The 25,848-nt window shown below is 45.9% G+C and carries 31 protein-coding genes; 6 read left to right on the top strand and 25 right to left on the bottom strand.

Translation table 11 applies throughout. The annotated features are described in order from the left end of the window. Positions 1-30: 30 nt before the first annotated feature. Positions 31-1,740: a thiol reductant ABC exporter subunit CydC gene (gene cydC / locus MKY22_RS01180; protein WP_341085939.1), complete on the bottom strand. Its 1,710-nt coding sequence runs from the start codon at positions 1,738-1,740 to the stop codon at positions 31-33. Then, on the bottom strand, positions 1,737-3,467 hold the full coding sequence (gene cydD, locus MKY22_RS01175) for a thiol reductant ABC exporter subunit CydD (RefSeq protein ID WP_341085938.1): 1,731 nt from the start codon (positions 3,465-3,467) through the stop codon (positions 1,737-1,739). Before cydD ends, cydC begins: the two co-directional genes overlap by 4 nt. Before the next feature lie 208 nt (positions 3,468-3,675). On the opposite strand from cydD, the gene MKY22_RS01170 reads away from it, so the two are divergent. The 3 genes from MKY22_RS01170 to MKY22_RS01160 all read left to right on the top strand — a co-directional run bounded on the left by MKY22_RS01170 (position 3,676) and on the right by MKY22_RS01160 (position 5,844). Next, positions 3,676-4,158, top strand: a complete 483-nt coding sequence (locus MKY22_RS01170) for an Rrf2 family transcriptional regulator (RefSeq protein ID WP_341085937.1) — start codon at positions 3,676-3,678, stop codon at positions 4,156-4,158. Between the two features lie 22 nt (positions 4,159-4,180). Next, positions 4,181-4,549, top strand: a complete 369-nt coding sequence (locus tag MKY22_RS01165; RefSeq protein ID WP_029343141.1) for a nuclear transport factor 2 family protein — start codon at positions 4,181-4,183, stop codon at positions 4,547-4,549. A 132-nt stretch (positions 4,550-4,681) separates the two neighbouring features. Beyond that, a protein-coding gene (locus MKY22_RS01160; RefSeq protein ID WP_341085934.1) for an IS3 family transposase occupies positions 4,682-5,844 on the top strand; the annotation gives its coding sequence in 2 pieces (ribosomal slippage) (positions 4,682-4,958 and positions 4,958-5,844; 1,164 coding nt in all). Between the two features lie 63 nt (positions 5,845-5,907). Here the strand turns inward: MKY22_RS01160 and MKY22_RS01155 are convergent. Then, positions 5,908-6,075 (bottom strand): hypothetical protein, encoded by a 168-nt coding sequence (locus MKY22_RS01155; protein WP_290776663.1) that lies wholly within the window; start codon positions 6,073-6,075, stop codon positions 5,908-5,910. An 83-nt stretch (positions 6,076-6,158) separates the two neighbouring features. After that, entirely contained in the window at positions 6,159-7,001 is an 843-nt protein-coding gene (gene ypfJ / locus MKY22_RS01150; RefSeq protein WP_056064528.1) for a KPN_02809 family neutral zinc metallopeptidase, read from the bottom strand. Positions 7,002-7,194: 193 nt separating this feature from the next. Here ypfJ and MKY22_RS01145 point away from each other — a divergent pair, with 193 nt between their 5' ends. After that, positions 7,195-8,313, top strand: a complete 1,119-nt coding sequence (locus MKY22_RS01145; RefSeq protein WP_341085933.1) for a glycosyltransferase family 4 protein — start codon at positions 7,195-7,197, stop codon at positions 8,311-8,313. 75 nt (positions 8,314-8,388) lie between these two features. On the opposite strand, the gene MKY22_RS01140 is transcribed toward MKY22_RS01145, so the two are convergent. From MKY22_RS01140 to MKY22_RS01095, 10 genes are all read right to left on the bottom strand, one after another. Then, positions 8,389-9,033: a peroxiredoxin-like family protein gene (locus MKY22_RS01140; RefSeq protein WP_290776658.1), complete on the bottom strand. Its 645-nt coding sequence runs from the start codon at positions 9,031-9,033 to the stop codon at positions 8,389-8,391. 40 nt (positions 9,034-9,073) lie between these two features. Then, positions 9,074-10,141, bottom strand: a complete 1,068-nt coding sequence (locus MKY22_RS01135; RefSeq protein ID WP_290776655.1) for a YcjF family protein — start codon at positions 10,139-10,141, stop codon at positions 9,074-9,076. 98 nt (positions 10,142-10,239) lie between these two features. Further along, positions 10,240-10,722 (bottom strand): GNAT family N-acetyltransferase, encoded by a 483-nt coding sequence (locus tag MKY22_RS01130; RefSeq protein WP_313351487.1) that lies wholly within the window; start codon positions 10,720-10,722, stop codon positions 10,240-10,242. 87 nt (positions 10,723-10,809) lie between these two features. Beyond that, entirely contained in the window at positions 10,810-11,247 is a 438-nt protein-coding gene (locus MKY22_RS01125) for a GNAT family N-acetyltransferase (protein WP_290776650.1), read from the bottom strand. 107 nt (positions 11,248-11,354) lie between these two features. After that, complete coding sequence (locus MKY22_RS01120; protein ID WP_341085930.1) at positions 11,355-12,056, bottom strand: YjjG family noncanonical pyrimidine nucleotidase; 702 nt, start codon at positions 12,054-12,056, stop codon at positions 11,355-11,357. 2 nt (positions 12,057-12,058) lie between these two features. Then, complete coding sequence (locus MKY22_RS01115; RefSeq protein ID WP_290748479.1) at positions 12,059-12,529, bottom strand: DMT family transporter; 471 nt, start codon at positions 12,527-12,529, stop codon at positions 12,059-12,061. 12 nt (positions 12,530-12,541) lie between these two features. Then, entirely contained in the window at positions 12,542-13,204 is a 663-nt protein-coding gene (locus tag MKY22_RS01110; RefSeq protein WP_341085926.1) for a Crp/Fnr family transcriptional regulator, read from the bottom strand. 12 nt (positions 13,205-13,216) lie between these two features. Continuing rightward, positions 13,217-13,642: a DMT family transporter gene (locus MKY22_RS01105; RefSeq protein ID WP_214856320.1), complete on the bottom strand. Its 426-nt coding sequence runs from the start codon at positions 13,640-13,642 to the stop codon at positions 13,217-13,219. Positions 13,643-13,836: 194 nt separating this feature from the next. Next, positions 13,837-14,691 carry a PPK2 family polyphosphate kinase gene (locus MKY22_RS01100; protein ID WP_341085925.1) on the bottom strand — a complete coding sequence of 285 codons (855 nt, stop codon included), beginning with the start codon at positions 14,689-14,691 and terminating at the stop codon, positions 13,837-13,839. 74 nt (positions 14,692-14,765) lie between these two features. Continuing rightward, on the bottom strand, positions 14,766-15,620 hold the full coding sequence (locus tag MKY22_RS01095) for an SDR family oxidoreductase (RefSeq protein WP_341085922.1): 855 nt from the start codon (positions 15,618-15,620) through the stop codon (positions 14,766-14,768). A gap of 122 nt (positions 15,621-15,742) precedes the next feature. Between MKY22_RS01095 and MKY22_RS01090 the strand changes: the two genes are divergently transcribed. Next, entirely contained in the window at positions 15,743-16,075 is a 333-nt protein-coding gene (locus MKY22_RS01090) for a winged helix-turn-helix transcriptional regulator (RefSeq protein WP_369814222.1), read from the top strand. Between the two features lie 63 nt (positions 16,076-16,138). Here the strand turns inward: MKY22_RS01090 and MKY22_RS01085 are convergent, their stop codons facing one another. The 4 genes from MKY22_RS01085 to MKY22_RS01070 all read right to left on the bottom strand — a co-directional run bounded on the left by MKY22_RS01085 (position 16,139) and on the right by MKY22_RS01070 (position 19,142). After that, positions 16,139-17,131: an NAD(P)/FAD-dependent oxidoreductase gene (locus MKY22_RS01085; protein ID WP_341085921.1), complete on the bottom strand. Its 993-nt coding sequence runs from the start codon at positions 17,129-17,131 to the stop codon at positions 16,139-16,141. A 64-nt stretch (positions 17,132-17,195) separates the two neighbouring features. Further along, on the bottom strand, positions 17,196-18,089 hold the full coding sequence (locus tag MKY22_RS01080; protein WP_341085920.1) for a phosphotransferase family protein: 894 nt from the start codon (positions 18,087-18,089) through the stop codon (positions 17,196-17,198). After that, on the bottom strand, positions 18,086-18,568 hold the full coding sequence (locus MKY22_RS01075; protein ID WP_214856328.1) for a GNAT family N-acetyltransferase: 483 nt from the start codon (positions 18,566-18,568) through the stop codon (positions 18,086-18,088). The genes MKY22_RS01080 and MKY22_RS01075 overlap by 4 nt, the downstream gene beginning before the upstream one ends. 13 nt (positions 18,569-18,581) lie before the next feature. Next, entirely contained in the window at positions 18,582-19,142 is a 561-nt protein-coding gene (locus tag MKY22_RS01070) for an isochorismatase family protein (protein ID WP_341090043.1), read from the bottom strand. A 129-nt stretch (positions 19,143-19,271) separates the two neighbouring features. Between MKY22_RS01070 and MKY22_RS01065 the strand changes: the two genes are divergently transcribed. After that, positions 19,272-19,445, top strand: coding sequence for a hypothetical protein (locus MKY22_RS01065; RefSeq protein WP_023466676.1), 174 nt, complete (start codon positions 19,272-19,274; stop codon positions 19,443-19,445). Between the two features lie 59 nt (positions 19,446-19,504). On the opposite strand, the gene MKY22_RS01060 is transcribed toward MKY22_RS01065, so the two are convergent. The 7 genes from MKY22_RS01060 to MKY22_RS01030 all read right to left on the bottom strand — a co-directional run bounded on the left by MKY22_RS01060 (position 19,505) and on the right by MKY22_RS01030 (position 25,813). Further along, a protein-coding gene (locus MKY22_RS01060; RefSeq protein WP_341085916.1) for an IS3 family transposase occupies positions 19,505-20,832 on the bottom strand; the annotation gives its coding sequence in 2 pieces (ribosomal slippage) (positions 19,505-20,433 and positions 20,433-20,832; 1,329 coding nt in all). A gap of 115 nt (positions 20,833-20,947) precedes the next feature. Further along, positions 20,948-21,547: a short chain dehydrogenase gene (locus MKY22_RS01055; protein WP_341085915.1), complete on the bottom strand. Its 600-nt coding sequence runs from the start codon at positions 21,545-21,547 to the stop codon at positions 20,948-20,950. Between the two features lie 38 nt (positions 21,548-21,585). Further along, the gene (locus MKY22_RS01050; RefSeq protein ID WP_214728930.1) at positions 21,586-22,353 is read right to left on the bottom strand and encodes an alpha/beta hydrolase; all 768 of its coding nucleotides are present in this window, start codon (positions 22,351-22,353) and stop codon (positions 21,586-21,588) included. Between the two features lie 23 nt (positions 22,354-22,376). Continuing rightward, on the bottom strand, positions 22,377-22,943 hold the full coding sequence (locus MKY22_RS01045) for a hypothetical protein (protein ID WP_341085910.1): 567 nt from the start codon (positions 22,941-22,943) through the stop codon (positions 22,377-22,379). Between the two features lie 227 nt (positions 22,944-23,170). Then, positions 23,171-23,920, bottom strand: a complete 750-nt coding sequence (locus MKY22_RS01040; RefSeq protein WP_341085909.1) for a phospholipase D-like domain-containing protein — start codon at positions 23,918-23,920, stop codon at positions 23,171-23,173. 47 nt (positions 23,921-23,967) lie between these two features. Beyond that, positions 23,968-25,053: an AAA family ATPase gene (locus tag MKY22_RS01035; protein WP_341085907.1), complete on the bottom strand. Its 1,086-nt coding sequence runs from the start codon at positions 25,051-25,053 to the stop codon at positions 23,968-23,970. Then, positions 25,043-25,813 carry a DUF6414 family protein gene (locus MKY22_RS01030; protein WP_341085905.1) on the bottom strand — a complete coding sequence of 257 codons (771 nt, stop codon included), beginning with the start codon at positions 25,811-25,813 and terminating at the stop codon, positions 25,043-25,045. The genes MKY22_RS01035 and MKY22_RS01030 overlap by 11 nt, the downstream gene beginning before the upstream one ends. Positions 25,814-25,848: the final 35 nt, after the last annotated feature.

The raw sequence follows: 25,848 nt of genomic DNA, 5'->3' as shown, positions 1-25,848 counted from the left end.
CCACATTGGGTCATCGCCAATCCTATCTCTTTATCCAATCGGAGCAAACACGGACTGTTCGATTTGTTTTAATTCATAGAACGCTCCTTGTCGCGCCATCAATTCGGTATATGTTCCGACTTCGATGACGTGACCTTGATCCATGACGATGATTTGATCCATCGCTTCAAGACCCGCTAACCGGTGGCTGACGAGGACAAGTGTCGCGTCCTCCGCTCGTGTCAACAATCGATCGAGAATCATCTGTTCCGTCAAAGCATCAACGGAAGACGTCGGTTCGTCAAGCAAGTAAAGCGACGCTTCCCGCAAAAGCACACGAGCAATCGCTAAGCGTTGTTTTTCTCCTCCAGACAAGTTCTCGCCTTTTTCAAATACACGATCGTTTAATTCGAACGTCGTTAACCCAACATCATCGAGTGCTTGACGCATCGCCTCGTCCGTTGCTGCTTCGTTCGCAAGCAATAGATTATCGCGAAGCGTTCCATAAAAGTAATGATTCTGTTGCAGCACGACATTTGCGTGTTGCCACAGTCCTTCCGGATCAACCGTCTGACTCTCTTGACCTGCAATTGTTAATCCGTCCGCTGGATACATCCGTAACATCAATTGAAGTAACGTGGATTTCCCGGAACCACTCGCCCCGACGATCGCCGTCTTCTTGCCGGCAGGAATTGAGACGGTGACGTCACGTAAGACCGGACGCGGTGCATCAGGGAAAGTGAACGTCAACGCGTTCGTTTCAAAGGATGGTGCCTGATCGAGAACAAACGTGTCATAAGTTGGCTCTTCTTGCTCGGTCACGACTTCATCAAGTCGTTTCGCAGCATGCCGGCTATCTTCGAAAAAGCCCGGTAAAATCGCCATCGGTGCGGCGTTTTCAAAAACGGTCAGCGATGTCATGACGAGTAAAGCGAGGAAGACCCCTTCGAGCTGTCCACTCGCGACGAGATAGGCGCCGACACCAAGAACGAGCCAAGAGATGATCAGCGTCACCATCGTATTCAAGGCCAAGTTCGAGACGGCATGTAGCCCATTACGTTTTTCTTCCTCGACATACCGTTTCGCGACGGCATTCAAGTCCTGTTCTTTTTGATCAAGTTGCTGGTAAATCTTTAAGTCACGATAGCCCTGGAACAGCTCTGTCACTTCTGTTGAAAGATCACCACGGCGGACACGAACCGAACGTGCGAAACGTTGTTCGCGGTACGCGAACCAACCTGGAATCAAGAAACCGGTCAGAATCAAACCAAGTAATAGAATCCCGGCAATCGTCCACGAGAAGAAACTGACGAAAAAGATCGTACAGAAGAAGACAAGCAACAAGACAATCGGTGGATAGAGAACACGTAAAAACGTATTTTGCAGACTCTCGACGTCCCCGACGATCCGGGCAAGTAAATCCCCACTCCGGTATTTGCCGAAAATTCCTGGCGCGAGCGGCTCGAGTCTCCGGTAGAACGACGTCCGGATATCACTGAGGATCGTAAACGTCGCCCGGTGCGAATAATAACGTTCCGCATATCGACTGGCGGCACGTGTCAGACTCGAGATTTTTTGTAGCGCAATCAGGACGGCAAGTGTTTGAATCGGTGGCAATAAGGCTGCCTTTGAAATCAGGTAACCACTTGCTGCGAATAACCCGACCGCCGTCACTCCAGCGAGGACACCGAAGAAAATCGACCAGGCGATATCGCGTTTTTGATGCACCATCAATCGAAAGACTCCTAATAGTTCCTTCATCGTGTTTCCTCCCCTCTCTGGACGCTACGCATCCGGGCATACTCCGAATCACGTCCAAGCAGTTCATCGTGCGTACCACAATCGACGATTCGTCCGCCGTCGAGGACGACGATTTGATCTGAGCGCTCGATCGTATGCAGGCGGTGTGCGACAGTGATGACTGTCGCTGTTTGTCCAAGCTGTTCGATCGCTTGTTGGAGCAGTCGCTCCGTTTTGACGTCGAGTCCTGTCGTCGGTTCATCAAAGACGATGACGTTCGGTCGTTTCAAGAACGCTCGTGCCAACGCAACGCGCTGTTTCTCGCCACCTGATAGACCACGTCCGCCTTCTCCAATTACTGTGTCAATCCCTTCAGGTAACGTCGCAATCAACTCCTCGAGTCCTGCTGCCTGTGCCGCCTCAAAGATTTCTTCCGGCGTTGCTTGACGGAGTTCACCGATCGCAATGTTTTCTGCCAGCGTTCCGGCATACAGATACGGATGCTGCGAGATGTAGCTCAACTGACGGAACCAACTCGCTTCCTCCACCTGACTGCGATTAATCCCGTCAAGCAGAATCCGTCCTTCTTTTGGATCCGCGAGTCCGGCAATCAACTGCAAGACAGTCGACTTACCGGCACCACTGCGACCGATCAACGCCACCTTTTGATACGGTTCAATCGCAAGTGTCACGTCTTGTAAGGCAAAGCGTCCTTCTTGATACGTAAAATCAACTTCATCCAAGACGATTCGTGGTGGACGGTTCATCGAAAGTTCTGATTGACCGAAGGCAACAGGACGATCGTCTGCTGTTAGTTCGGCTGCGATTTGTTTCGCTGCCGCGACACTACCGCGTCCCGTATGGAAGGCAGCTCCCATCTCTTTTAAGGCAAGATAGTATTCTGGTGCCAACACGAGCATCAAGAACGCCGGGATGAAGGTAATGCTTTGGAACAAAATCAAGCGCAGACTGACTTCAAGTGCAATCATTCCCATGCTGAGCATCGATATGAACTCAAGCATCAGCGACGATAAGAAGGCGAGCTTCAAAACCGTTAACGTCGCATCACGGAAATCAAGACTGCTTTTTTCGATGACATCACGTTGTCGTTTCGCACGACCAAATAACTTCAAGGTCGTCAGTCCTTGCAACGTATCAAGGAACGTTCCCGAGAATGCCGTCATCTTCTCGAGTTGAGCATCGGCCCGCTTTTGCGTCATGATGCCGATGATGATGTAGAACAACGGAATGAACGGTGCCGTAATCATCATGACGAGACCGGTGATCCAGTCATAGCTGAATGCCGCGATCAAGACCATCAAGGGAACAATCGTCGTCTGGACTACTTTCGGCAAGTACTGACTGTAGTAGCTGTCCATCTCGTCTACAGCGTCGAGCAAGACACTGACCTTCTGTCCCGCTTGCCCTTGTAGCATCATCTCGACCGAACGACCCGTGTATTTCGCAACGAGCGCTTCCCGAAGCGCCTGCTTCATGTGTGCCGATAACGTCGTACCGAGACGACCGTTCCAATACGTCACGGCGACCCGGAGCAACAGCATCCCGAGGACGACAAGTAGTAACGGAATGACGGCTTCAAACGGTTGTTCTTTCAAGAAAATCCGATCGACCGTCAACACGATACCAAACGATTGACCGACGACCGCAACCCCCATCAGGAAAGCTGCAATGATGAATTGAATGAGAATACTGCGTGGAATCTCGACGATTCCTTTTAATGGATTCATATACAAACGTCCTTTCACAAAGTGTGAACGACTTTTAGTGAATATTTTCACATATCGTACATTTAGTATATCGAATCTGGAACGGGGATGCCATGCAGATGCTGTCGAAAAGGTGTGACGGTTTTGTGAGAGCATAAAACTCGACAATCCTTTCGAATGAAACTATTATGGATAAATATTATCCACGTTTGACGAAAGGAGACTTCTCATGCAAATGAAAACCGGGGTCGAGCAATCCGTCTACGCGATGTTGCTCTTGACCTTTCTTCCGGATCGCGCTGTGTTGTCCGGTGAATTCATCAGCCAGCAACTCGGTGCCTCGCCAACCTATTTTCAAAAACTCTTACGAAAACTCGTTCAGGCGGATCTGTTGTATTCCGTACCGGGCGTCAAAGGGGGCTTTCGCTTACGGCGTCCGGCAGACGAAATTCAAATCTTTGACGTTTATCAAGCAATCGAAGGCAAGCAGACGTTGTATGCGTCAAGCGGTGTCTTCGAGGATTTGATGGGAATTCAGGAACAGGAAATCGGTCTACTCTCGAATCTGATGACAGAGGCGGAAGAGGCGTGGCAATCGACTTTAAAGCGCGAATCGATCGGATCGATCCGTCAAGCAATCGATGCCTCCTGTCCACCGAAACATTTAGAACGGTTGCATGCGTTAATCACAGACCGGATGATGACACTTTAATGAACAGAAAGAGGTTTTTACTATGGTATTGAATCGTTATTTTGACTTATTCGACGCGTCACGCACGGACGCACAAGCTTTTGAGGATCTCGTTTCCTTATTCACGACAGACATCACGTTCGTTCTGAACGGACAACCAAAGCATGGCATCGACGCCTGGAAACAGTTCGTCCGTCATGTGTTTACAGCGAATCAAGACATTAAGCACATGTATGCGGGCTGGGAAGAAACAACACCAGGAACGTATGAAACACGCTGGGCAGTTTGCGGAAAACGGGCAGACGGTAGTGTCTTCACGCAAGACGGAAAAGATATCGCACGTCTCGATGAAAACGGACGGATCGCTTACCTGGAGAACGTTCCAGATGATCCGACGATGTTCCGTTCATAAGGTAAGTTCATATCAGCAAAAAACTGTGTCCCGCTTTTAAGCAGAATGGGCTAACCTAAAATTTTGAGACAATATAAAACACCTTCGGAGTGGTACACTTTTAAAAAGTACTAACATCGGAGGTGTTTTTGCATGGGCAAAAACGTATATTCAAGTGAAGTGAAATGGGCAGTAGTCAAAGATAAGCTGAGTGGTAAGTTAACGACGAGAGAAATCATGGAGAAGTACGGAATCAAAAATGAATCTCAAATCAAAACATGGATGAGATGGTATCGCTCTAACGAACATTATCGATTTGATCAGCCAATCGGTAAACAATATACCTATGGACATGGTCCAGATTCTGCGAGTGAGGATGACAAGAGAGAACGACAAATGTCACATCTGAAGATGGAAAATGAAATCTTAAAAAAGTACATGGAAATCGAAAGAGAGTTGAGAAAGAAGTAGTCTTAAAAATTGTAGAGTTTCTTCGGAGAAAGTATACAATCACCGCCATTCTTAGCGCTTTGAATGTACCAAGAGCAAGCTATTACCGTTGGATTAAGGAATCTGTGAAAGCACCTTCGGTGCTCGAAAAAACCGTCATTGAACTAAGTAAACAGACGAAGTATCGGAATGGACATCGAAAAATAAAGGCATTATTACAGCAAATCTATCAGTTAAAAGCCAATCGGAATACCGTACAGAAAATCATGCAAAAACACCATCTCCAATGTCGGATCAAGCCGAAGCGAAGATGGAAGTCTCAAGGTGAGCGCATCATAACGGTACCGGATCTCATCAAGCGCGATTTCACAGCAAGTAAACCGAATCAAAAGTGGGTGACGGATATCACCTATATCCAATACGGCAGCACGACGAAATATCTTTCCACCATCATGGATCTTTTTAATAACGAAATCGTCGCATACAAGTTATACGAGCATCAACAAACGTCTCTTGTGATTGATACGTTGAAGATAGCGCTTGAGAATCGAAACTATCCCGAAGGGGTCATCCTTCATTCGGACCAAGGAAGTGTCTATACGTCATACGCCTTTCAAGAATTCGTTAAAAGGAATCACCTAACAAGCAGCATGTCTCGTAGAGGAAACTGTTGGGACAACGCAGTTATCGAATCGTTCCACTCTAATTTAAAGTCCGAGGAATTCCAGTACGTCAAATTTAATTCACTAAGAGACCATGAGGTCTCTGAACGCGTTACTAATTACTTAAATTACTATAACGAAGAACGAATCCAAGAAAAATTAGGCTACCTGACACCGAAAAAATACGGTGTACAGGCAGCCTAATCAAGGTGTTTTATATGTGTCTCATATTGCTAGGTCAGTCTAAGAACACAGTTTTTTTGATTTCTAACGTTTGATTACGAGTCGCTTCAGCAAGTAGCCCGTGATGACGAGTAACGACGCAATCGCGATATAGACCATGTAGACCAACAAGTTTGGCGCAAATCGTGACACGATGTACGTCAATACGACGACAGCCGTATACAGCAACAAAAATAGACTGATGTGCTTCAACTTCGACACTCCCCTTTGAATCCTTCTCTCTTCTTTACGGAAACGACTGGAAAATGTTTCAAAAGGTATGTCTTTACTTCGTTTTATAGATTCTTCGCTTTGAATGTGTCTCCACCTTCGATCGTGCCGTTATCAAAGCCTTTTTGGAACCAACGCTCTCGTTGCGCCGATGTGCCGTGAGTGAAACTTTCCGGTACGACATATCCTTGTCCTTTCTCTTGTAACGTATCGTCCCCAACAGCATTGGCTGCTGTCAACGCTTCTTCAAGATCGCCTTCTTCGAGCAAGTTTTCTCCTTGCGCGTGATGCGCCCAGACGCCGGCATAATAATCTGCCTGTAGCTCGAATCGAACGAGGTATTTATTGAACTTCTCCTCACTCATTTGCTTTCGAAGTGGCATGATCTCATCCGATTTTCCGAGTAACGTCTGGACATGATGCCCGACTTCATGCGCAATGACATACGCCATCGCAAAATCGCCCGGTGCTCCGTATTTCGTCTGCAGTTCATCATAAAAGCTTAAATCAATGTATAATTTCTGATCACCGGGACAGTAAAAGGGACCGACGGACTTCCCTGCTTGTCCGCAAGCCGAACTAACTTGATCCGTATATAAGACGAGTGTCGGTTTTTTATAGGTCTTACCATCTTCTTTAAATTCTTTCGTCCAGACTCGTTCCGTATCGGCCAAGACGACGGAGACGAAGTCCGCTGCTTCTTTTTCCTGCGCTGTTTCCTCATACGTCGTATTTTGCTGATCCCCACCGGTTAAGTCTCCGAGTAGTTCAGTTGGATTACCACCCATCAAAGTGATGACGATCAGCAGGATGATCCCGACACCACCGCCGATACCGGCGATTCCTTTCCCACCCATTCCCCGCCGGTCCTCGACGTTCGAACTCCGTTCTCTTCCCTTCCATTTCATGCGTTTTCCTCCTACCTGTTTCGTTATTGTTCTTTACCCAAAAGCTTTTATACGTAACGCTTCAGGACATCATAGATGAAACAGAAGTCATTTGATTTGAAGGATTTTCTAGGAATATCCTTCTACTGTAGAGAAGATTAGTAGCAGAACCGATCTTTCGGATCCAATTTTTTCTACGCAAAGGAGGTACGACATGAAACCTCATCTACTTTTTTTATCTTGGCGTGATGCTCGACATCCACAAGCCGGAGAAGCTGAAACTTTTATTCATGAAATGTTGCGGCGTGTCAGTACTACCTACCGAGTTACCCATTTGTCTGTCTCATTCAAGGGCGGATCACCGACGGAGTATCGAGATGGTATCACTTACCTCCGTTATGGTACGACAGCTTCTCTTATTCCATATGCACTTTATTATTACTGGTCTTATGCTAAAACGATTGATTTAGTTCTGGATCATTTGAATGGGTTTCATTTCTTCAGACCATTTTATGTTCCACGTCATAAACGAACTTTATTTCTTTATCAATTGATTCGTGAACGTTGGTCGACGACGCTTGTGTTTCCTTTTTCAAAGCTTGGCGAATGGACAGAGACTCGACGGTTAAGCTGGTATAAAGATAGTCATGCCTTGACTATCAGCCCCTCTGTTGTAGATGAACTACAAAGTGCTGGTTTTACTAACAGTCATATCACGATGTTGCCGCCAGGACTTTCCTTTTCCCCGTGGTCTGAACAGGAATGGGAGTTAAAAGAACATGTTCCAACCTTTCTATATATCAACCGTCTGAACGAAAAAGAACTTCAAGATACGATTGGGGCATTCCTTATGGTCCAACGTGAGTTTCCTGAGACACGCCTCTGGCTTATTGGTATTCGTAACAGCTCTCATCTTTTGCAATACCTTACACTTCCCCTTCCTAAAGAAGTGAAGGATGCTATCACATACTACGATTCAATCACTGAAACAGAAACGCGCAGCATGATGAGTCGTGCCACCGCTCTCCTCTTCCCTTCTATACGCGAAGGCGTGGGTTTTCCTATAATTGAAGCGGCAGCTGTCGGAACACCGTCCATCGTATATGATGCTCCTGGTGTCCGAGACGCCGTTCAGTATGGCATGACAGGCTACATGGCTAAAAACAAAACACCTGGTGCACTCGCTGCCGAAATGCGAGCTTGTTTCCGAGATCCAGAGGAGTACGAAGCCATTCGTACCTCCGCTCATCATTTTGCACGGGCAATGGACTGGCAACAGACTGATCTCAAGTTTCAAGAATGGTTGAGACAAGTACTGCTTGATACAAAATAAAGGTAAACTTCAAACGGTCTGACTTCTCCCAACAAGTAGAGAGAAGCTAGACCGTTTGAATTAATCTTCATGCTTTTAATTCTGTTCAAGTTTTGGGATGATCTGCTCTGGATCAACGCGTTTCGTATAATCCGATGGCACTTCTACGAAACGAATCACACCACTTGTCTCAATAATGAACGTTGCCGGTTTAGGAAGTTGCCAGTCATCATTTCCGTTATGCTTCGCAACATCGAGTCCTGATGCCTTGTAAATCTCAATCAAATAATCCGGTAAGTCAAACACGAGGTCGAATTGACGGGATACATGTAAATCAACGTCACTTAAGACAGGGAAACTCAAGCCATTCTTATCCGCTGTTTGTTCAGCAAAATCAGGCGTCTCCGGACTGATTGCAACAACGATTGCACCAAGTGCGCGAATCCGTTCGATCTCCCGTTCGTAAGCGCGAAGCTCGAGATTGCAGTACGGACACCAGCCACCCCGGTAGAACGTCAAGATGACAGGACCTTGCTCGAGTAATGTCTCGATTGCGACTGGTTCTCCAGATACAATGGGTAATGTAAAGTGTGGGATTGTGTCAACGACACCTAGACCTTGTACGACTCCAGAAGCAGCCAGTTCAGCTGTCGCTTCCGCCATCAACCGTTGTTTCTCAGCAGGTGCCTTTTGTCGGAATTTCGATTGATATTGTTTGATTTCTTCGAGTAGTCGTGTCATATGTTCTCCCCCTTCATTGCTGTATGGAATAGCAAGGAGATTACTCGTTTGTCTCTTCTGACGACTCCTCCGCCTTCTTTCGGAATCGTTTGACGAACCCCATTAGTTGTTCCGGTGTTAATTCGAGCTTATTCTCATAGACATATTTCGTTCCGTATCCGAGTGCAAGGGTGGCGGTCGAAGCGACTCCCGCGGCAATGACGGCACCATATCCCGGAACTAGCTTCGCCATTTGCCGAAAAGCAGTCTTTCCGGAGTTTCCGACGATTGTCACGACAAGCAACTCCTTCGCACTCTCTTTGGATAACTGCCGTTCGTACAGATTTGATAACTTGAGCATCAAGCCGATTTGAATTGAAGTCAACGGAATGATATCAGCTCCTGGAAACGGGACGGCACCGATTGCACCAGCAGCTGTTCCGGCACCCACGATCCAGTTGTTGGCGATCTTCCCACGAACGGTCGGATCCATCTGGCGAACGAACACATTATCCTTGTCGAACTTTTTTAAGATATCGAGGACCTCCCGGCGGAGCCAATCGATGTTCGTTCCTTCTCGTGCTGATACGGGAATGATTTTTGGTCCTGGTAGTTTTTCTGCAATATGCTGGACGATCGTGTCGACATCATCCGTCGCATCCATCTTCGTGACGACGATCAAGACATTTTGGTTATGTTGATAGATCTTACGGAAATTCTTCGTCTCCGTCTCAGATAAAACAGTACCTGCCGCATTTAAAAAGTAAAGGATGACATCGGCACTTTGATAGTACGTCCACGTCGCTTCCGAGTTCTGTGTATTGGCATCATTCAATCCTGGTGTATCGACGAAGATGACTTTATCTTCCGGGTGCTGCCTTACTTGATCGATCCGGACCGTTTCACCTGGGCGTGCTCCGACCGTTGCCACTTCACGACCAAGAATCGCGTTCAAGGTCGAGGATTTTCCCGCATTGACGTCTCCGATCAGGGCAACCGTCACGTCCTGCTCCAACGATTGATTGAAATCCCGTCGCTCCGATTCAAATGACTGATCAAAAATTTCCTCCAGTTTACGTTTCCGTTTTTGCTGATTGGTCTCAAGTCCTTCACCAAAAAAATCATCCATCGTGATCCCTCCCCCTTCTTCTGCTATCTGTCTTTTCCCGTTATCCCTTGCTTTCAACACAAAGAAGGCAAGGGAACATTGCGTCCACTTGCCGAATTTTAGAGATATGGGCTGCGTCGCTCGAGCAATACCGTATCGCGCCATCTGCCTCCGAGCCGACCAATTCGCTCCCTGCGACCAACTTCGCGAAAATTAAAACGTTCATGAAGGCGCAGACTCGCATGATTTTCCGGAAAAACTTGCGATTGCAGGGTCCAGATGCCTGCTGCTTCACTTGCTTTAATGACGTCTTCCATCAAGCGTGTGCCGACACCTTTACCACGTGCTTCTTCCGCGATATAAAGACTGATTTCAGCGACACCAGCGTATGCTGGAATCGAAGAAAATGGACTTAATGCGACCCAACCGAGCAGTTGCTCGCCTTCGATCGCAACGAGACGACTGTGTTCATGGTGATGTCCCGTCCATTCTTCGTACGGTAATGCTTCCGTGCGAAACGTCGCGTTCTCCGTCTTTATCCCTTGTTCGTAAATCCGGACGACTTCTTCGTAATCGTCCGCTGTCATTTGACGTACTTTCATCTCATCAGACTCCTTTGTTGCTCACATGCTGATTCTAGTTCGACAGCATGTCAGGAGTCTCCTGTTTAATCGACGGTTCATCAAGTTTTATACTTCTAATCGTACTGCCATTTCCCGACCGAATCGATCCCCGTGGTCGATGAAGCCGAGACTCGCATACAGACGGTGTGCCGCCTGATTATCTGGTCGATAGCCGACGACGATTCGTTTTGCTGCGGGTAACATTCGCATCTCTTCAATCAGGGCTTGCATCGCTAATCGCCCGATCCCGTTCCCTTGCTGCGCCTGATCAATCATGATGCGGTATATCCAGTAACCGTCGAGTTCTTCTAGTTCCGTGTTGTACATCACAAAACCAACAACCGTATCGTCCATCATAATCGCCCGAAGGACAAGGCATGGTTCGAACTTCGCTTGCGCGATCGAATAGACATTCGCTTCCATGAAGTCCTGCTGTTCTGCTGTCAGCGTCAGCTCACAACAAGCTTCCCAATTTTTTGCTGTTACCGGTACGAGTTGAATCATGTTCATTTCCCCTTTTAATTAGACGGGAGTTGCCTCCAGCGTCTGTTGATCACATCGTTGCACGGTGATCGCCCCCTTTCCTTCTCTTTCTTATCGGCTGATTTGATTCATTGTTGAAGGACTGCTGCGTTTTCAAGCACTGCAGGTAGTTCGGCTAAAGAGGTAATCGTAAACGTGGGCTTGATATCCGTTGCCGGCTTTCCTTCTGGATTAAACCAACATGTTGCGATACCAGCTTGATTGCCACCTGCAATATCAGCTGACAAGGAATCTCCGATAATGATCGTTCGCGCCGGGTCGAATTGTGGAATCCGCGCAAACACATGATCGAAAAATCCTGCCATCGGCTTTTGAAAACCTGTCTCTTCTGAAACGAAAATCGCTTTAAAGAAGTCCGTTAATCCGGCGCCATCAAGTCGCGCGCGTTGCGTCTTTGAAATCCCGTTCGTGACGACGTACATCTCGACGTTCCCTTCTAGTTGCTCTAACAGGGCAGTCGCACCCGGAATCAATTCCGTCCCTTGCGCGAGGTATCCGCGATACGTTTCGTCAACTTCTCGTCCGTTGACTTCTCGTCCTTCTTCCGCAAAGAACGTCACGAATCGCGAGTGAATGACTTCCTCCCGTGTCACTTCACCCCGTTCGAGTGCTCTCCAGAGCGCGTGATTGATTTCCTTGTAGCGCGCTTCTCGCTCAATCGTCCACGTTAGATCTTGTTGCTCGAGCAGATGGCGAAAGGCAATCCGTTCCGTCGATTCAAAATCAAGTAGTGTATGGTCAATATCGAATAATACTGTCGTGTAAAACATATTCAAGCTCCTTTTCGTAAGCGTTGTGCAGTCGTTGTTTTCCCGCCCAGTTGAAATAACAGAACGCCGCCACCAATCAATAGGACACCAAGTGCTTTCGTCCACGTAAACGGAACGGTCTGTAAACCAAACCAGCCGAGCGTGTCCCACAGCAAGGCAAACAGGATTTGCGATACCATGACGATCGAAATGGCACGACTTGGCCCGAGTTGTTGAACGCCTTGCGTCACACAGAGGACGACACCGACACCAATGATTCCGCTGAACCAAAACCAGGTTTGTGCCTGTTCGAGTGCAAACAATTGTGACCCTTCGACGATCAAACCAATCGTCAGTGAAGCGAGGAACCCGAGTCCAAGGACTAGCGTCGTCGTCGCCCAAGCACCGACATGTTCTTTGACTTTTGCGTTAAACGTATTTTGAATACAAACGAGCATGCCCCCACAAAGGGCAAGGATGATTCCCGTAACCATGTTGCACCTCTTTCATTCGTAAATGCTTTCTCCGACGCGCTCCATCAATCCGTCTCGATCAATGATCTCAATCGTATGCTGCGTTCTGCGAATCAACCCATCGTCGACGAACTGACGTAAGACACGGTTGACATGACGGTAGCTCGTCCCGATCAAATCTGCCGCATCGACCAGTTCCTTACTCGCAAAAGCATCCGTATCAGGTGTCATCGACAGCAAATAACTGGCTAGCCGAACTTCAACCGGGTACAACAGATTGAAGCTGAGCGTATGCGATTTTAATTCAAACTTTTTCGTGATTGTCTCGAGTAAAAATAATAAAAAGGCAGAATGATGTACACGTGCCTCTTCTAAATCCGGATAAGCGATCCGTAAGACGGTCACTGGTGTCACTGCCTCGACCGTGTTCATCAAATCAATCTTTCGGACGAACTCAATATCGCCGACGAGATCAAACGGATGCTTGAAGGACAACACGAGACGTTTCCCCGTTGCCGACATATGCGTGATTTTCAATTTGCCTTCGACGAGCAGGTACAGTTCATGCGCAACATCGCCTTGCCGACATAAGGTCTCTCCCGGTGCGAACGTCTGGATGTGCATCGCTTTGCGTAACGATGCATCAAAGACATGCGTTAACTGATACCGTTCCAAATAGGTTACAATGTTCGTCACGCTTTCTCCTCCTTAGCTTTTTAAGATGAAGATCCCCGCAATCATCATCAAGATGCCGATGATCTGCGGTCCCCGCAGTCGACGTTTCATGACACCAAACCAGCCTCTTCCGTCAATCCAGAGTGCAAGCGCTAATTGCGCCAATAAAAAGAGCGAAATCGTCAAGGTCACGCCCATCCGGTGGACAGCCGTCATGTTGCTGAATAATATGATCGCTGCAAAGGCACCTCCTGCCAGATAAAGCGGTTTGACACGTCGCATCGCTGAAAAACTGCGATCCCGTAAGACGATCGCTAAGAGGATCGCAACGATGAACCCGGTCATTTGGGTGATCGTTGCCGCTTGCCACGTCCCGATCGTTTGACTAATCCGGGCATTGGCAACACTTTGAAGCGTTAAGAAAAAGCCACCAGCAATCGCAAATAAGACACCACGCATGTACATACTCCTCTCTCGTTCCATGATACTCTCATTTAACGAGAGTCTTTCTGATTTGAACAGGACATTTGTCCTGAGATGTTCAGAAGTTTAGAAATCATGATGAGTAAATACAATTTCATACAACTCCAAGTGTATCAAAAAAGCGATTGTTCTCAGCAAGAGAACAATCGCTTTTGATGTGTTTAAATATTTTATGCTTCTTCTTCCAGTCGTTTAATCGCTTCATCCAGCTGTTCCTGATCCTCTTCCGACAACTTCGGATATTGCGGATCAATTTCCTTCAGGACGTCATTCATGACTTCAGTGACGATATAGCGGGAATACCATTCGTCATCTGCCGGTAAGATATACCACGGTGCATACGATGTCGATGTCGCTGAGACAAGCTCAGCAAAAATCTCATGGTATTCGTCCCAGTGCTTGCGTTCCTCAATGTCATTAAACGAGAATTCGAAGTTTTTCGTTGGATCTTTCAGACGAGTCAACAGCCGTTGCCGTTGCTCCTCCTTTGAGACATGAAACAAAAACTTGACGACCCGGAAGCCGTTCTCGACGAGATAGCGTTCAAAGTCATTGATTTGACGGTAGCGCATCTGCCACACATCTCCGTCATCCGGCTTTTCTTCCTCCTCGAGCAAATCATGGATTCGTGGTGCAATGACTTCCTCATAATAGGAGCGATTTAAGATGCCGACTTCCCCTTTTTCCGGTAGTCCTTCGTGGATTCGCCATAGGTAGTCATGTTTTTGCTCCGTATCCGACGGTTTTTTGACGGAAATCGTTCGGAGTCCTTGTGCGTTCAAGTTAGAAAAGATATAGCTGATCGCCTCATCCTTCCCTGCTGCATCAATCGCTTGCAGGATGACGAGGACGCCATTTTTCTCTTCGGCATGCAAACGCCAATGTAACTCTTGTAACGTCTCAACACTTTTTGGAATCCGTTTCTCTCGCAATTCTGCTTCCGAAATTTTATGTTCTTCTGATGTCGGGTAATTCGAAAACGAGACTTGCTCGCCTTCCTTAACACGATAGGATGACAGTTTCATGGTAGGACTCCTCCTTTAATTGCTTCTAAAGGGGGTTTACCCAACTCACTCACCCTGAAAACGTTCAGATGAACTTATTTTTTCAAAAGAAGGCGAACTCCCTCTTCAAGTGTCGTCACGGGACGACCAAGTAATGCTTCAAAATCAGTACTTTCTACTGCCAGAGTCCCTGCTGCGATATCTGCCTGGATACCAGTCAGCATTGGAATCAAGAAGTCAGGTAAGCCAGCTGCTTGCATCCGCTCACTATAGGTCGTGCCATCTACTTCATCTAAAGCGACCGATCGGTTAAGCACTGTTCCGACTGCAGTCGCGAGTTCTGCTTGTGTATGCAACGGACCCGATAGTTCATAGATAGGGTTTGGATGCTCAAGCGTCAGTCCCGTCGCAATTGCTAGCGCATACTCATCTTGTAACGCCCATCCGACTTTCCCTTCGCCTGCTGCCGTTAACCAGTCTGCGCCTTGCGCGACGGCGTCAATCGTTCCGAGTTCATTTTCGAGATACCAGTTGTTACGGAAAAAGACATACGGGATACCTGTCGCTTGAATCGCTTCCTCTGTGACACGATGCGTTCGAGCAAGTCCGTTTGTACTGTGTGCTGCATTGGCGATACTCGTATAGCCGATCAGCTTGACGCCTGCCTCTTTTGCTGCCGTGACAGCGGCTTGGTGTTGCCGGATCCGAGTCGCCTCTTCACCGTCCGTCGAAATGATCAACAATCGATCGATTCCTTGAAACGCTTGTCCGAGTGTTTCGGGCTGATCAAAGTCTCCGTATCGGACATCGATTCCTTGTGCTGCAAGCGCTGTTGCTTTTTCGACATCGCGGACACTAACCGCTACATGTTCGTTGCCGACTTGTTCACTGAGGTGCTGCACGATCCGCGCGCCTAATTTTCCGGTTGCTCCAGTAATTAACCATTTCATGATGAAACCACTCCTTTGAAGTTTGATGTTGTTCTTCATGATACGCTAGGTGATACACTAAAAAAAGTAGGCACTTATCTGAAACTAGGTCCCTCAAAACGAACCAATGGGAGAGGATGAATGTGGCTGTATTCGATACAACGACCAATCAACGCACTGCCTGTCCAGTCACTCGGGTCCAACAGATGGTCGCTGGCAAATGGAAGATCATCTTGCTGTGGCACCTGACACACGGGACACATCGTTTTCATGAACTGCAACAATTAACAGGTATCTCTAAGGGAACATTGACACGTCAGCTACGTGAGCTTGAAGCGGATGGGTTGATTCAACGGCACGTCTTTGGCGAAGTTCCCCCTCGTGTTGAATATTCTCTAACGGATGCTGGTCATAGTTTTTTACCAATTCTTGATCACATGGCAGCCTGGAGTGAACAACACTTTCAGGTGAAATGATCGTGAGTAACAAAAAAACATGCGCTTCTTCTCGATTCAGAAAAGAAATGCATGTTGTCGTTCTCATTCCGTTGCTGTCACCGTCTGACGTAAGTGGGTGTCGATCGCTTCTGCGACGCGTAATCCGGAGATGACAGCACTCTCGACGCGCGTCCGCCCTGATGCATCATCGGCTTCAAGGAACGCATCACCAGCAAGCCAAAGTGGATGTGACGACAGTTTCAAATGCGGTGTCCGGTAAACTGCGCGTGCCTGAGCGTAACGCCAACGCTTGAGCTGGCGGGAGATAATCGTCACTGGTCCGAGTTGCTGTTGTAACAGATGCTCGACTTCCGCGAGTGTCTCTTCTTCTGGGCGCTCGTACCAGTCTTCACTGAAGCGAGCTGTCATATAGACGCTCAGGAGTGTCGTCTTCGAAATCTGTTTCTCGGCATTATTGACGAGCTTTAACATCCCATCGACGAGTTGTTCGTCTTGTAAGCCAACTTCCCCGATCGTCAGTCGCTCTTCGATTTCAAACAGACCCACGAATGTCGGCTCGAACGTCACTTGGCGTAACTGCTCATGATCGTCCTCTCCGAGCGCCAGATCAGAAGCCTGCAACAGTTCATATGCTTGCGGTACAGGCGCCGTCACAAGTAACGCATCATACACACCTTGATGATCCGTCGCTTGTGTGACGAGTTCGTCCTCCATTGCCGTAATATGCGTGACCTGTTCATTCAACTGGACGGGAATCCCTCGACCAATCGCTTGTACGAGTTGATTCATGCCGTTCGTCGCGACATAGCGTGGAAAATCCGTTCCAAACCACTTACGAACCCATCCCTTCTGAAGCCATCCGTCGACTTCGTGTCCCAACTCTTCCGTCCGAACCGTGAAGAAGACGGCACCATGATCAGCTGTTCCTTCATCAATCCGACGAGTCGCCATTCGCCCCCCGACGCTCTGGCTTTTTTCGATGATTTCAACAGCATGTCCTGCTGCCTGCAATTGACGTGCCGCAAAAATCCCGGCGAGTCCACCGCCGATGATTCCGATTCGTTTCCCTGTCATCTTACTTCCCCCTCATATTCCTCATTTCCCTAAGTATAGAGGTTTCTTCCAAGACATGGGTGAATCAATACCCGTCCGATATGCTCGTCGTCTGTAATTCCTGCTTGATGAGCACGATGTTCTCCTCAAAGAACGCCTGGTGCTCTTCTAGTCCACGTTTGATGCACCACCCGACGGCCGTGAGTGCTTCCCACAAACGATAGTATGCCAAATACGTCTCGATTGGCACGTCTGGGTGTAGCGTCGCGTATCCTTCTTGAAATGCCGTTACGTAAATGGAATCGAACGTATTGAGATTACGGACGATCTTCGTGAAGTCCATCTCGACGGCCCCGTAGCGGGTCGTCTCGAAATCGATCACCCCTGTGACTTGATCACCTACCGTCAGTAAATTTGCTAGGCGGAAGTCACAATGTGTGGCAACGGGACGTGACGGCTCCGGTAACGACTGTTCTCGTCTGACTAACTCTGTTTGGATGTTCTCTAAAAAAACGGGGTCGAGTTCGGACGTGATGAACGGCATGAATCCATCGAGTTTTTCATTCCGGAAGCGTCGCCAGTCCTGAACCGGATAGGCATAAAATCCATCTTCCGTATACTCGCCGTAAGCTTCTCCTGTACACGTATGCAGCATTGCGAGCGTTCGACCAATTTCGTACGCCAATTTTTTAGTCATCGTGACCGGTGCCTGTCCCGGTAAGGCAGCAAGTACGAACGCCCCGGTCGTCTGCCCGGGAGCTGCTTCAGCTAAGATGTGCGGCACGGGTACAAATTCTTCTAGTGCATGAATCCAGCCACGTTCCCGGTACCACTTTTCAGCCGTATACGGGCGCTTCAAGAAGACGACCTGACCATCCGTTAGGATGAGACGATCGACTTCAGAACTATACGATTCGTCGACAGTCGCGCATGCTGCGACGTCGAGTTGAAAATGTTCAATCCATTCGTCTCGCGTCATTCCGTCGTTCCCACTATTTTCTGTAGCGTTTCACCTGGTAGACCGTCAATCGGTCCAACATAGGTCGATTCAAAACCTAATCCGATCAAAATACGGCGCGACGCTTCATGTGCTGGATCAATCGTCGCCGTGACGACCTGTAGCTCTTCTTCTGTCGCTAACTGTAAGAGACGCTCTGCAATCGCTGTGCCGTATCCGCGTCCCCACTGATCGGGTAGTAGCATGTAACCGAGCTCTGCTTCGAACGGTTGCGTTTGACTTCGGGTCATGTGCCCGATTCCAATCCATGTCTCTTCGGCATAAATCAAATACGATCCGAGTCGGTCGTGCTGCTGTTGTTCAAGGATTCGCTCAAAGCGTTGTTTCGTTTCTGCGTCTGTTAATGCCTGTTCCGTGATGTAACGCATGACACGATCGTCTTGAACGAGCATTGCGTAGCGATCGTAATCGGACGCTGTCATTTTTCGTAATTCAATCATCTTATTCTCCTCTTCATGTCCGGTAGTCATTGTGGGTTGGGGTGAAGACATCTTCCGTTGACGGACGAACGATCGCAAAGTGTTCGACGTTATAATGACCATGCAAGACTTGATTGTGGTGGGCGATCATTTGCTCCGGCGTCAGGACATCGGAGCCGTTCGTCGTATGCCCGTCGGCGACGAGTGTGACATCAAAGCCGTGCACCGTCGCACTGCGCACCGCGGTATCGATGCAGTGTTCCGTCTTACAGCCTAAGACGATCAGATGTTCAATCGATGCTTGCTGTAGATGATCGAGCAAGGGGGTGCCATGAAACGCATTCGTCGCCGCTTTATCGAACGTGACACTGGACGCTGGAACGGGAATCGAGTCATGGACTGCAAACCCGGGTCCTGTTCCGCCAGCGACGTCCAGATCCCGAATGAAAACGACCGGGATGTTCCGATCGTCTGCTTCGAGTACGACCGCTTCGATGACATGCGCGACTTGTTCTTTTAAGTATACCGGACGTTCTTCCGTGTTCCCGTCAACAAGTTCCTGTTGAAAATCAATCACTAGCACCGCTTGTTTCATCGTCATGTTCCTCCTTGTAAAATCGACTGCTTGTTTCCTTCCCGTTCATCTGAATGATTTCCTGCTCCTGACAGACGCGAAACCTTTTAGCTGTTGGATTCGTTAAGAAGAAGGAAAGGATGTGTCTGGATGATTTGGTTTGGCGTCATCTTCTTATGTGTGCTTCTCGTCAATCTGACACTGGAGAAACTGATCATGAACCGGACGATGACAGGTCGCTGGTTCGTACGCAACTTACTCATTTGTCTCGGGATCACTCTATTACTATTCGGGATCGAACGTTATGTCCTATCCGGTCTGTAAAAAAAGCAGATAGCGATTTTTTAATCTGTACCCCATGTAAAGGACATTAATAAAAAAACTTATGCTGCTTCAAGGAGATGATTCCTGTACTGTACGGGAGTCATCTTTTTCATGTTCCATTGATAACGATGATGGTTGTAATAGTTAATGGCTTTTCGGATTTCACGCTGTAGTGAATCGAACGTGGTACAGGCCTTTAACTCGACGATATCCTTGAAATGCCCAAAGAATGATTCCTGGACAGCGTTATCCCAACAGTTGCCCCGTCGGGACATGGATTGACCTAGCTTCATACGCTTCACCTCTTTCTGGTAGGTCGGGCTCGTGTAGTGCCCTCCTTGATCTGAATGGATGAATGCGTCCTTGTCCAAGCGAATCCTCCGGTTCTTCCGTAAACGCTTCAACGTGTCCAATACAATGTCGAGATTGATGTTCTCAGAGAGTTGATGCGCCAATACCTCATTGGTCGAACCATCCACGATGGTCGAAAGATAGGCCCGCTTACCGTTCCCGTAAAATATGTAGGTGATATCGGTGAGAAGCACCTTATAGGGCGTGCCCTGTTTGAACTCGCGTTTGAGGTGGTTCGGCACCACCCGGTGCTCGGCGGTCGCCTTAATGAGCCGTTTGTATGGTTTCGCCTTACGGATTGGACACACGATGTTGTATTTCCGCATGATACGTCGGATGCACTTCAGGTTCATCGTCACACCGAAATGACCAGACAGCACCATCTTGATCTGCCTAGCACCCTTCTTGCGCTTCTTGAAGTGGAACGCCTTCAGAACGAAGTCACGAAGAGCCATGTCTCTCGATTCGCGCTCCTGTCTGATCTGTCTCCTCCGTTCCGAGAAATAGGCGTGGTATCCCTGACGTGACACCCCGGCCACCTGACAGAGATGGCTGACCATCCCCTTCATTTTGTGCTTGATGATGACACCTTGAATCAGCTCATATTTTTGCGATGTGCTTAGTCCAGCTTTCCTCTCCCTTCCGCCAGGCGGATCTCCTTTAATAGTTCGACCTCTGCTTTCAACAGCTTGTTTTCGGCCTCGAGCTTCGCGTACCGTTCTTCTGTAGACAGTTCTCTATCTCTCCACCTTCCTGAATTACTTGATCGTGTATCGCGTAGCCCCATTACCCCATCTTTTCGGTAAGCCCGTGTCCAGCGATTTTTACAAGAACTCATACGCCGTTCACCGAGTACCTCCACATCGAATCCACATCCCCGGAAGATTTCCACAGGGAACTTCCCTTCCAACGTCTGTGCTATAAAGAGTTCCTTGAACTCATCTGTATACGTGATCCCTTTCGGGCTCACAGATTTAACGTAAGGATTTGCGGCTAGCGCATCTATTTCTTTTGACGTAAACATCTTCTTCGACACTCGAATTCACTCCCAATATGATTTAGTCCAGTGTACACAAAAACCCTGAGCAGTAGACTTTTTTTTAGTGTCTACTACTCAGGGTACAGTTTATTTTCGCTACCTGCTTTTTTATTTAATAGACTTCGTAATTTTGCCCCGTCTGCGCCCCTTCGACACTCTTTTCGAACGCGGTCGCGACACGTGACGCCGGAACGGCTTCAAAACCACGGAAGAAGGGTCCGTACTTCTCGAGCGACTCAATCAGTACGTTCGGACTGACGCTGTTGATTCGAATACCTCGTGGCATCTCGATTGCTGCTGCATGAACGAACGCTTTAACCCCACCGTTCGCAAGAGCAGCAGATGCGCCTTGGCGAATCGGATCGTCCATCATGATGCCGGTCGTCAGCGTAAAGCTTCCTCCGTCTCGTACTGACGGTAAACCAAGTAGGACCAGATTGACCTGACCTTTTAGTTTACTGTCGATTCCAATTTGATTAAGCTCCGGTGTTAAGTCCGGCAATGGACCAAAATGAGCGCCACCTGTGGCACTGATAACAGCATCAACAGAACCGACTGTTTCATACATCGCCCGAATGCTTTCTTCTGATGTGATGTCGACTTGCACATCCGCTCCGCTTCGTCCGGCACGAATGATGTCATGACGCTCACTCAACCGTTCGACGACTGCCTGCCCAATCGTTCCGCTTGCTCCTACTACTAAAATTCGCATGATCCCTTCCCCTTTCACGTATCGCTTACCTATTTAGCCTACTGCACAGCAGATGATGGTTTCAAGGATTCTACCGGATGCGTCTTCAAGAAGATGAGGATTTCTTCGAACAAACGTTGTTTATCCCGATCGAGTGTCAGTAGATGTTTACTGTTCGGAAGAAGGACCTTTTTCTGATCTCGGCTCGGCACTGTCGTTTCGATTCGCTCGAGACTTGCATGATAGACGGCATCATCTAAGGCGCCAAGGAATAGAGCGATGGGCTGTGTGATCTTCGGCAAGACGACTCCTGTGTCGAGGATGAACTGTTGCAGTGCTCGTAAGTCTTTTTCTGGGCGTGGAAAATGACGGTCGACAAAGTCTGCGATCCACTCCGGCGAACGATCGTCAAATTGAAAATACCGTTCCGTATAACGAAGGACGCGGTGCTCGAGTCCGGCAATCGTCCGCTCAAGAATCGGCGTCGAGAGTATGATGAGTCCGGCACATCCTGACTGTTCTGCCAGTCGAAGAGCCATCACCCCACCGAGTGATTGCCCAATCAAAAAGAAGTCTTTGTGCCCTTGCTCATGTAAAAAGGCGCATCCGTCTTGCGCGGACTGCCAGACGTCTTCGATCGTCGTCGCAAACAAGCGCTCCGGCGATTCCCCGTGCCCAGCATAATTAGGCGCGTAACAGGTATAGCCGGCTGCATGTAAAAAACGAGCTAGTCCCCGCATCTCGTTCGCACTCCCGGTAAAGCTATGTAACAGCAAAACAGCAGGTCCGGGTCCTTCTAAGTACAGATCCTTTGATTTTGTGATCATGCGCGCATCTCCTTTTTATCTCTTCACACTTCCTCCACCGAAGTATTCTCCCGTAACGATTTTATAATCTGAAAGCCAGGGTAGTTCGCTTCAGATCGTCGTTCGCTATTTGAGCGGTAATAAGCATTCCAGTAACTGATCATCCGGTCTTCGATCCGCTTCATGTATGCCGGATCATTGGAGACGAATCGCCGCTTCACTTCCAGATCCCATTGCTCGATTGCGGGTACGATGATATCAACGATTTCACAGACGTATTCACTAGCAAGTTCAAGAATATAGATGAGTATCCATTCATCTTGTTGATTTGTTTTGAGTAACTGACGGAGATAACGTTCACGGATGTGACCATCATGGTGACGGGTGTAAAGGCAAAATAACATCGTTTTTTGAGTCGACGTCAGTTGTTTAATCCGCTCCGAGTCAACCTCTGGTACATATAAGCGAGTCGGAATCTGTATCTGGTCGTGCTCTGTATTTACTTCGATCGCCCCGGGTGATAAACGCGTCCAAGCAAACGGTAGACACGCTTGGACGATTCGGACGTCCTGTTCATATCGTTTAGGAAATGCGGCGATCCATCGATTCATCTTGTTGTCCTCCTATATAAAAAACCCCAAACGGCAGACACTTTCGCGCCTATCGTGTTGGTTTGGAATAAAGTTTGATTAAAAGGATGTGGCAAACGTTGGTTTTATATATAGAAGAAACCCACACGTTTTGAACAAAGTTTGATCAAAATGCGTGGGTTTCCTATTTAAGACATTTTGTTTTTATAAAAAAGATTGATTAAAATCTTAATGTATACAAATTTAAACTAAAGATATTTTATATATAGTTTCTTAAATTCTTCCGCAAATTCGGCAACAAGTTCTTTATCTATTGAAGTAATCCAAGTTTCATCATTATACTCAGCAGCATAGGTCCAATTATACGAGCCATGCATTACAAATTCGAAATCCACAATGCAAAATTTATTATGTACAAGATTATATCCATAAGCTCCAAATCCAGGTACAAATAAAGCATTGAAGTCACGTATTAATTCGTTTTTTAATCTATCATTGTTAGACACGTCTGAAGTCACAATTCTAATCTGTATTCCTTCTTTTTTCTTAGATAAAAGCTCTTCGTAAATTACTCTGTCTGTAAACCATGCAATAGACGCCCAAATAACATATTTTGCAATTCGTATACCTTGTATAATTTCTTCTCGGATTTCTTCAAACGCAACAGAATGTTCATTTCTATCAATATCTTGCCCTTCAACAGGTTTAGGCTTAATAAGCACACTTCCTAAAGCATATTCTTCTGTCTCTCTATAAATATAAGATACTAACTTTCTAAAAGATTCAATTAATCTTTTTGCTTCTTTCAACATCGGTATTCTTATTCTAATGATTATATTTTCATAATACTGATAAGATTTTCTGGTGAAATTTGTTGTCTTTTCAAAATCTATCTCGGCATAACGTAAAATGCTAAGTATTTTTTCTCTATGCTCGTAGTCTTCTCCATCCCATTTTAAAGTCTCTATCATTGTTCTCAAAAATTGGCTTTCATTCATAATTTCACCCACTTTTATTTTTATAATCAAAAATTTCAAAATTATATTTAAAGTTTTTCAATAAGTATATGTGACATTACTTGAATCATAATTTTCCTGATTTCTCTTGCATTATTTAACGCTGATGATCGTTCCTTTAATTTATTTTTTATGTTTTGTTCATTAATCAGCTTTTGATCCTCTTTATTGTATTTGATTAGTTCTTCTGCATACACGCTATCAATAATTTCTTCTTTAGCTGCCCTATTAAGTTCTTCAAATTTAATAAAATGATCAAATCTAGAATATATCGGATCCCCCAGGTTTTTCCTTATTTCATTTTCATTTAAATAGTTAGAAGTGCAAAATATAACAATATTTTCTAAATTCACATCATAAAATTTATCGGTATATACTCCTTCATCAAACAATTGATAAAATGCGCTATAAAACATAGGATGTGCTTTGTCAAACTCATCTAATAAAATAACATTTGTTTCTCTATCTAATAAATCTTTAGCGAAAGAACTACTTTTATCCCCAAATATATAATTCATAAAATTTTCGCTATGAAACATAGATAATTGTTTTCTAAACAAAGTTTTATTTGAATTTATAACCTTATTTACAAACTTAGCTGTTTCGGTTTTCCCAACACTTGTTGGACCATAAAACATAATCACTGTAGGCTTTTTTGTCCCTTCATTTGTTAAACTATATAATGAAGTTAAAAGTTCGTTTTTCACATTTTGTTGTCCATAAATAACTTTATCAAAATCATTTTTTATAGATTTCAAATGCTCTATCTTTATTTTTTTATATTCATGATTGCATACTGTAACATCTAAGTTGTTTTTGGAAATTTCTATCTGATGTAATATTTTTGCTGGTGGATTATGAAGATGTATCTCATCATAACCTAATTTTTCAGCAAATAATAAACTATAAATTAAAAATCCTTCAATAAAAAAATCTGCTACACCTGCATACTCATCCGAATGTATTACAAGAAAATCATACTGATTTAGCAAATCCTCCGTTGAACTCTCTTTTGAATCAATTAGTCTAACTAACATTGCAAGAGTTAAATAGTTTTCTTTAGGTATTATCTTGTCAAATTCCTTTTTAGGACCATTAAAAATACTAATCTTCAATTATTTTTGCCTCCACACCGGCTAAAATAACATCATAAACTTTTAAAGTTTCTTCCGAATTATTTTGTCCACCTTCTAAAATTTCACTCGCTGTAATTCTAGTAGATTGCGAATCAATGTCCATTTCATTTTCAATATTAAATTCTTTTTCTTTTGCTAATCCCACTTCAACTGCATAATAATTAAGCTGCATTCTCAATAAATCCATTAAACTATAAGCATTTTTAAACTCTTTAATATTAAATCTAAATATTACTTTTTTTTCATCTTTATACGCAAGTAATTCATAATATCCTTTTGCACTTTCTAATATCTCATCAAAATTAAGAATATCAAAATCGTCCATTTCTGCTAGTAATGGTGAACCTTCTTTTATTATCTTCATATAAGGAGTGTACATTTTTAAAAATGCAAAAGAATTCTTTATAGGTCTAATTTTGTAATTCTCAAAAATTGATATTTTATTTTCTTCTTTTAACTTATTACTTAGTTTATAAAAATCAGCCAATATAGTATTAGAAATAGTTTTGCTAACAAGCGAATCCTTTGAATTAGATATATCAGTACTTACCTTTGTACTAAAAGCCGCTTTGATTGCTGTAAAGAAACTAGTACCTGCACCTACTTCCGCTGACACTTCTGCTTTACCTCCAAAATGGAATGTACCCTTGTCCTCATCAACTGAAATTAGTTCTCCACCATATTCAATTTGTAAAATATCTGTTGCTGATCCTTCATCAAAATATATAATTTTCTGCATATCTACCCTCCAAAAAAATCATTATTGTAAGTATT

The organism is Exiguobacterium sp. FSL W8-0210 (assembly GCF_038006045.1).
Lineage (GTDB): Bacteria > Bacillota > Bacilli > Exiguobacteriales > Exiguobacteriaceae > Exiguobacterium_A.
The sequence above is the reverse complement of the archived record's forward strand: the minus strand, read 5'-3'. Positions and strand labels throughout refer to the sequence as shown.

Excerpts from the sequence above, each read along its gene's own strand:
- cydC (WP_341085939.1), bottom strand. The coding sequence starts at position 1,740 with ATGAAGGAACTATTAGGAGTCTTTCGATTGATGGTGCATCAAAAACGC.
- cydD (WP_341085938.1), bottom strand. The coding sequence starts at position 3,467 with ATGAATCCATTAAAAGGAATCGTCGAGATTCCACGCAGTATTCTCATT.
- MKY22_RS01170 (WP_341085937.1), top strand. The coding sequence starts at position 3,676 with ATGCAAATGAAAACCGGGGTCGAGCAATCCGTCTACGCGATGTTGCTC.
- MKY22_RS01165 (WP_029343141.1), top strand. The coding sequence starts at position 4,181 with ATGGTATTGAATCGTTATTTTGACTTATTCGACGCGTCACGCACGGAC.
- ypfJ (WP_056064528.1), bottom strand. The coding sequence starts at position 7,001 with ATGAAATGGAAGGGAAGAGAACGGAGTTCGAACGTCGAGGACCGGCGG.
- MKY22_RS01145 (WP_341085933.1), top strand. The coding sequence starts at position 7,195 with ATGAAACCTCATCTACTTTTTTTATCTTGGCGTGATGCTCGACATCCA.
- MKY22_RS01140 (WP_290776658.1), bottom strand. The coding sequence starts at position 9,033 with ATGACACGACTACTCGAAGAAATCAAACAATATCAATCGAAATTCCGA.
- MKY22_RS01135 (WP_290776655.1), bottom strand. The coding sequence starts at position 10,141 with ATGGATGATTTTTTTGGTGAAGGACTTGAGACCAATCAGCAAAAACGG.
- MKY22_RS01130 (WP_313351487.1), bottom strand. The coding sequence starts at position 10,722 with ATGAAAGTACGTCAAATGACAGCGGACGATTACGAAGAAGTCGTCCGG.
- MKY22_RS01125 (WP_290776650.1), bottom strand. The coding sequence starts at position 11,247 with ATGATTCAACTCGTACCGGTAACAGCAAAAAATTGGGAAGCTTGTTGT.
- MKY22_RS01120 (WP_341085930.1), bottom strand. The coding sequence starts at position 12,056 with ATGTTTTACACGACAGTATTATTCGATATTGACCATACACTACTTGAT.
- MKY22_RS01115 (WP_290748479.1), bottom strand. The coding sequence starts at position 12,529 with ATGGTTACGGGAATCATCCTTGCCCTTTGTGGGGGCATGCTCGTTTGT.
- MKY22_RS01105 (WP_214856320.1), bottom strand. The coding sequence starts at position 13,642 with ATGCGTGGTGTCTTATTTGCGATTGCTGGTGGCTTTTTCTTAACGCTT.
- MKY22_RS01100 (WP_341085925.1), bottom strand. The coding sequence starts at position 14,691 with ATGAAACTGTCATCCTATCGTGTTAAGGAAGGCGAGCAAGTCTCGTTT.
- MKY22_RS01095 (WP_341085922.1), bottom strand. The coding sequence starts at position 15,620 with ATGAAATGGTTAATTACTGGAGCAACCGGAAAATTAGGCGCGCGGATC.
- MKY22_RS01085 (WP_341085921.1), bottom strand. The coding sequence starts at position 17,131 with ATGACAGGGAAACGAATCGGAATCATCGGCGGTGGACTCGCCGGGATT.
- MKY22_RS01080 (WP_341085920.1), bottom strand. The coding sequence starts at position 18,089 with ATGACGCGAGACGAATGGATTGAACATTTTCAACTCGACGTCGCAGCA.
- MKY22_RS01075 (WP_214856328.1), bottom strand. The coding sequence starts at position 18,568 with ATGATTGAATTACGAAAAATGACAGCGTCCGATTACGATCGCTACGCA.
- MKY22_RS01070 (WP_341090043.1), bottom strand. The coding sequence starts at position 19,142 with ATGAAACAAGCGGTGCTAGTGATTGATTTTCAACAGGAACTTGTTGAC.
- MKY22_RS01065 (WP_023466676.1), top strand. The coding sequence starts at position 19,272 with ATGATTTGGTTTGGCGTCATCTTCTTATGTGTGCTTCTCGTCAATCTG.
- MKY22_RS01055 (WP_341085915.1), bottom strand. The coding sequence starts at position 21,547 with ATGCGAATTTTAGTAGTAGGAGCAAGCGGAACGATTGGGCAGGCAGTC.
- MKY22_RS01050 (WP_214728930.1), bottom strand. The coding sequence starts at position 22,353 with ATGATCACAAAATCAAAGGATCTGTACTTAGAAGGACCCGGACCTGCT.
- MKY22_RS01045 (WP_341085910.1), bottom strand. The coding sequence starts at position 22,943 with ATGAATCGATGGATCGCCGCATTTCCTAAACGATATGAACAGGACGTC.
- MKY22_RS01040 (WP_341085909.1), bottom strand. The coding sequence starts at position 23,920 with ATGAATGAAAGCCAATTTTTGAGAACAATGATAGAGACTTTAAAATGG.
- MKY22_RS01030 (WP_341085905.1), bottom strand. The coding sequence starts at position 25,813 with ATGCAGAAAATTATATATTTTGATGAAGGATCAGCAACAGATATTTTA.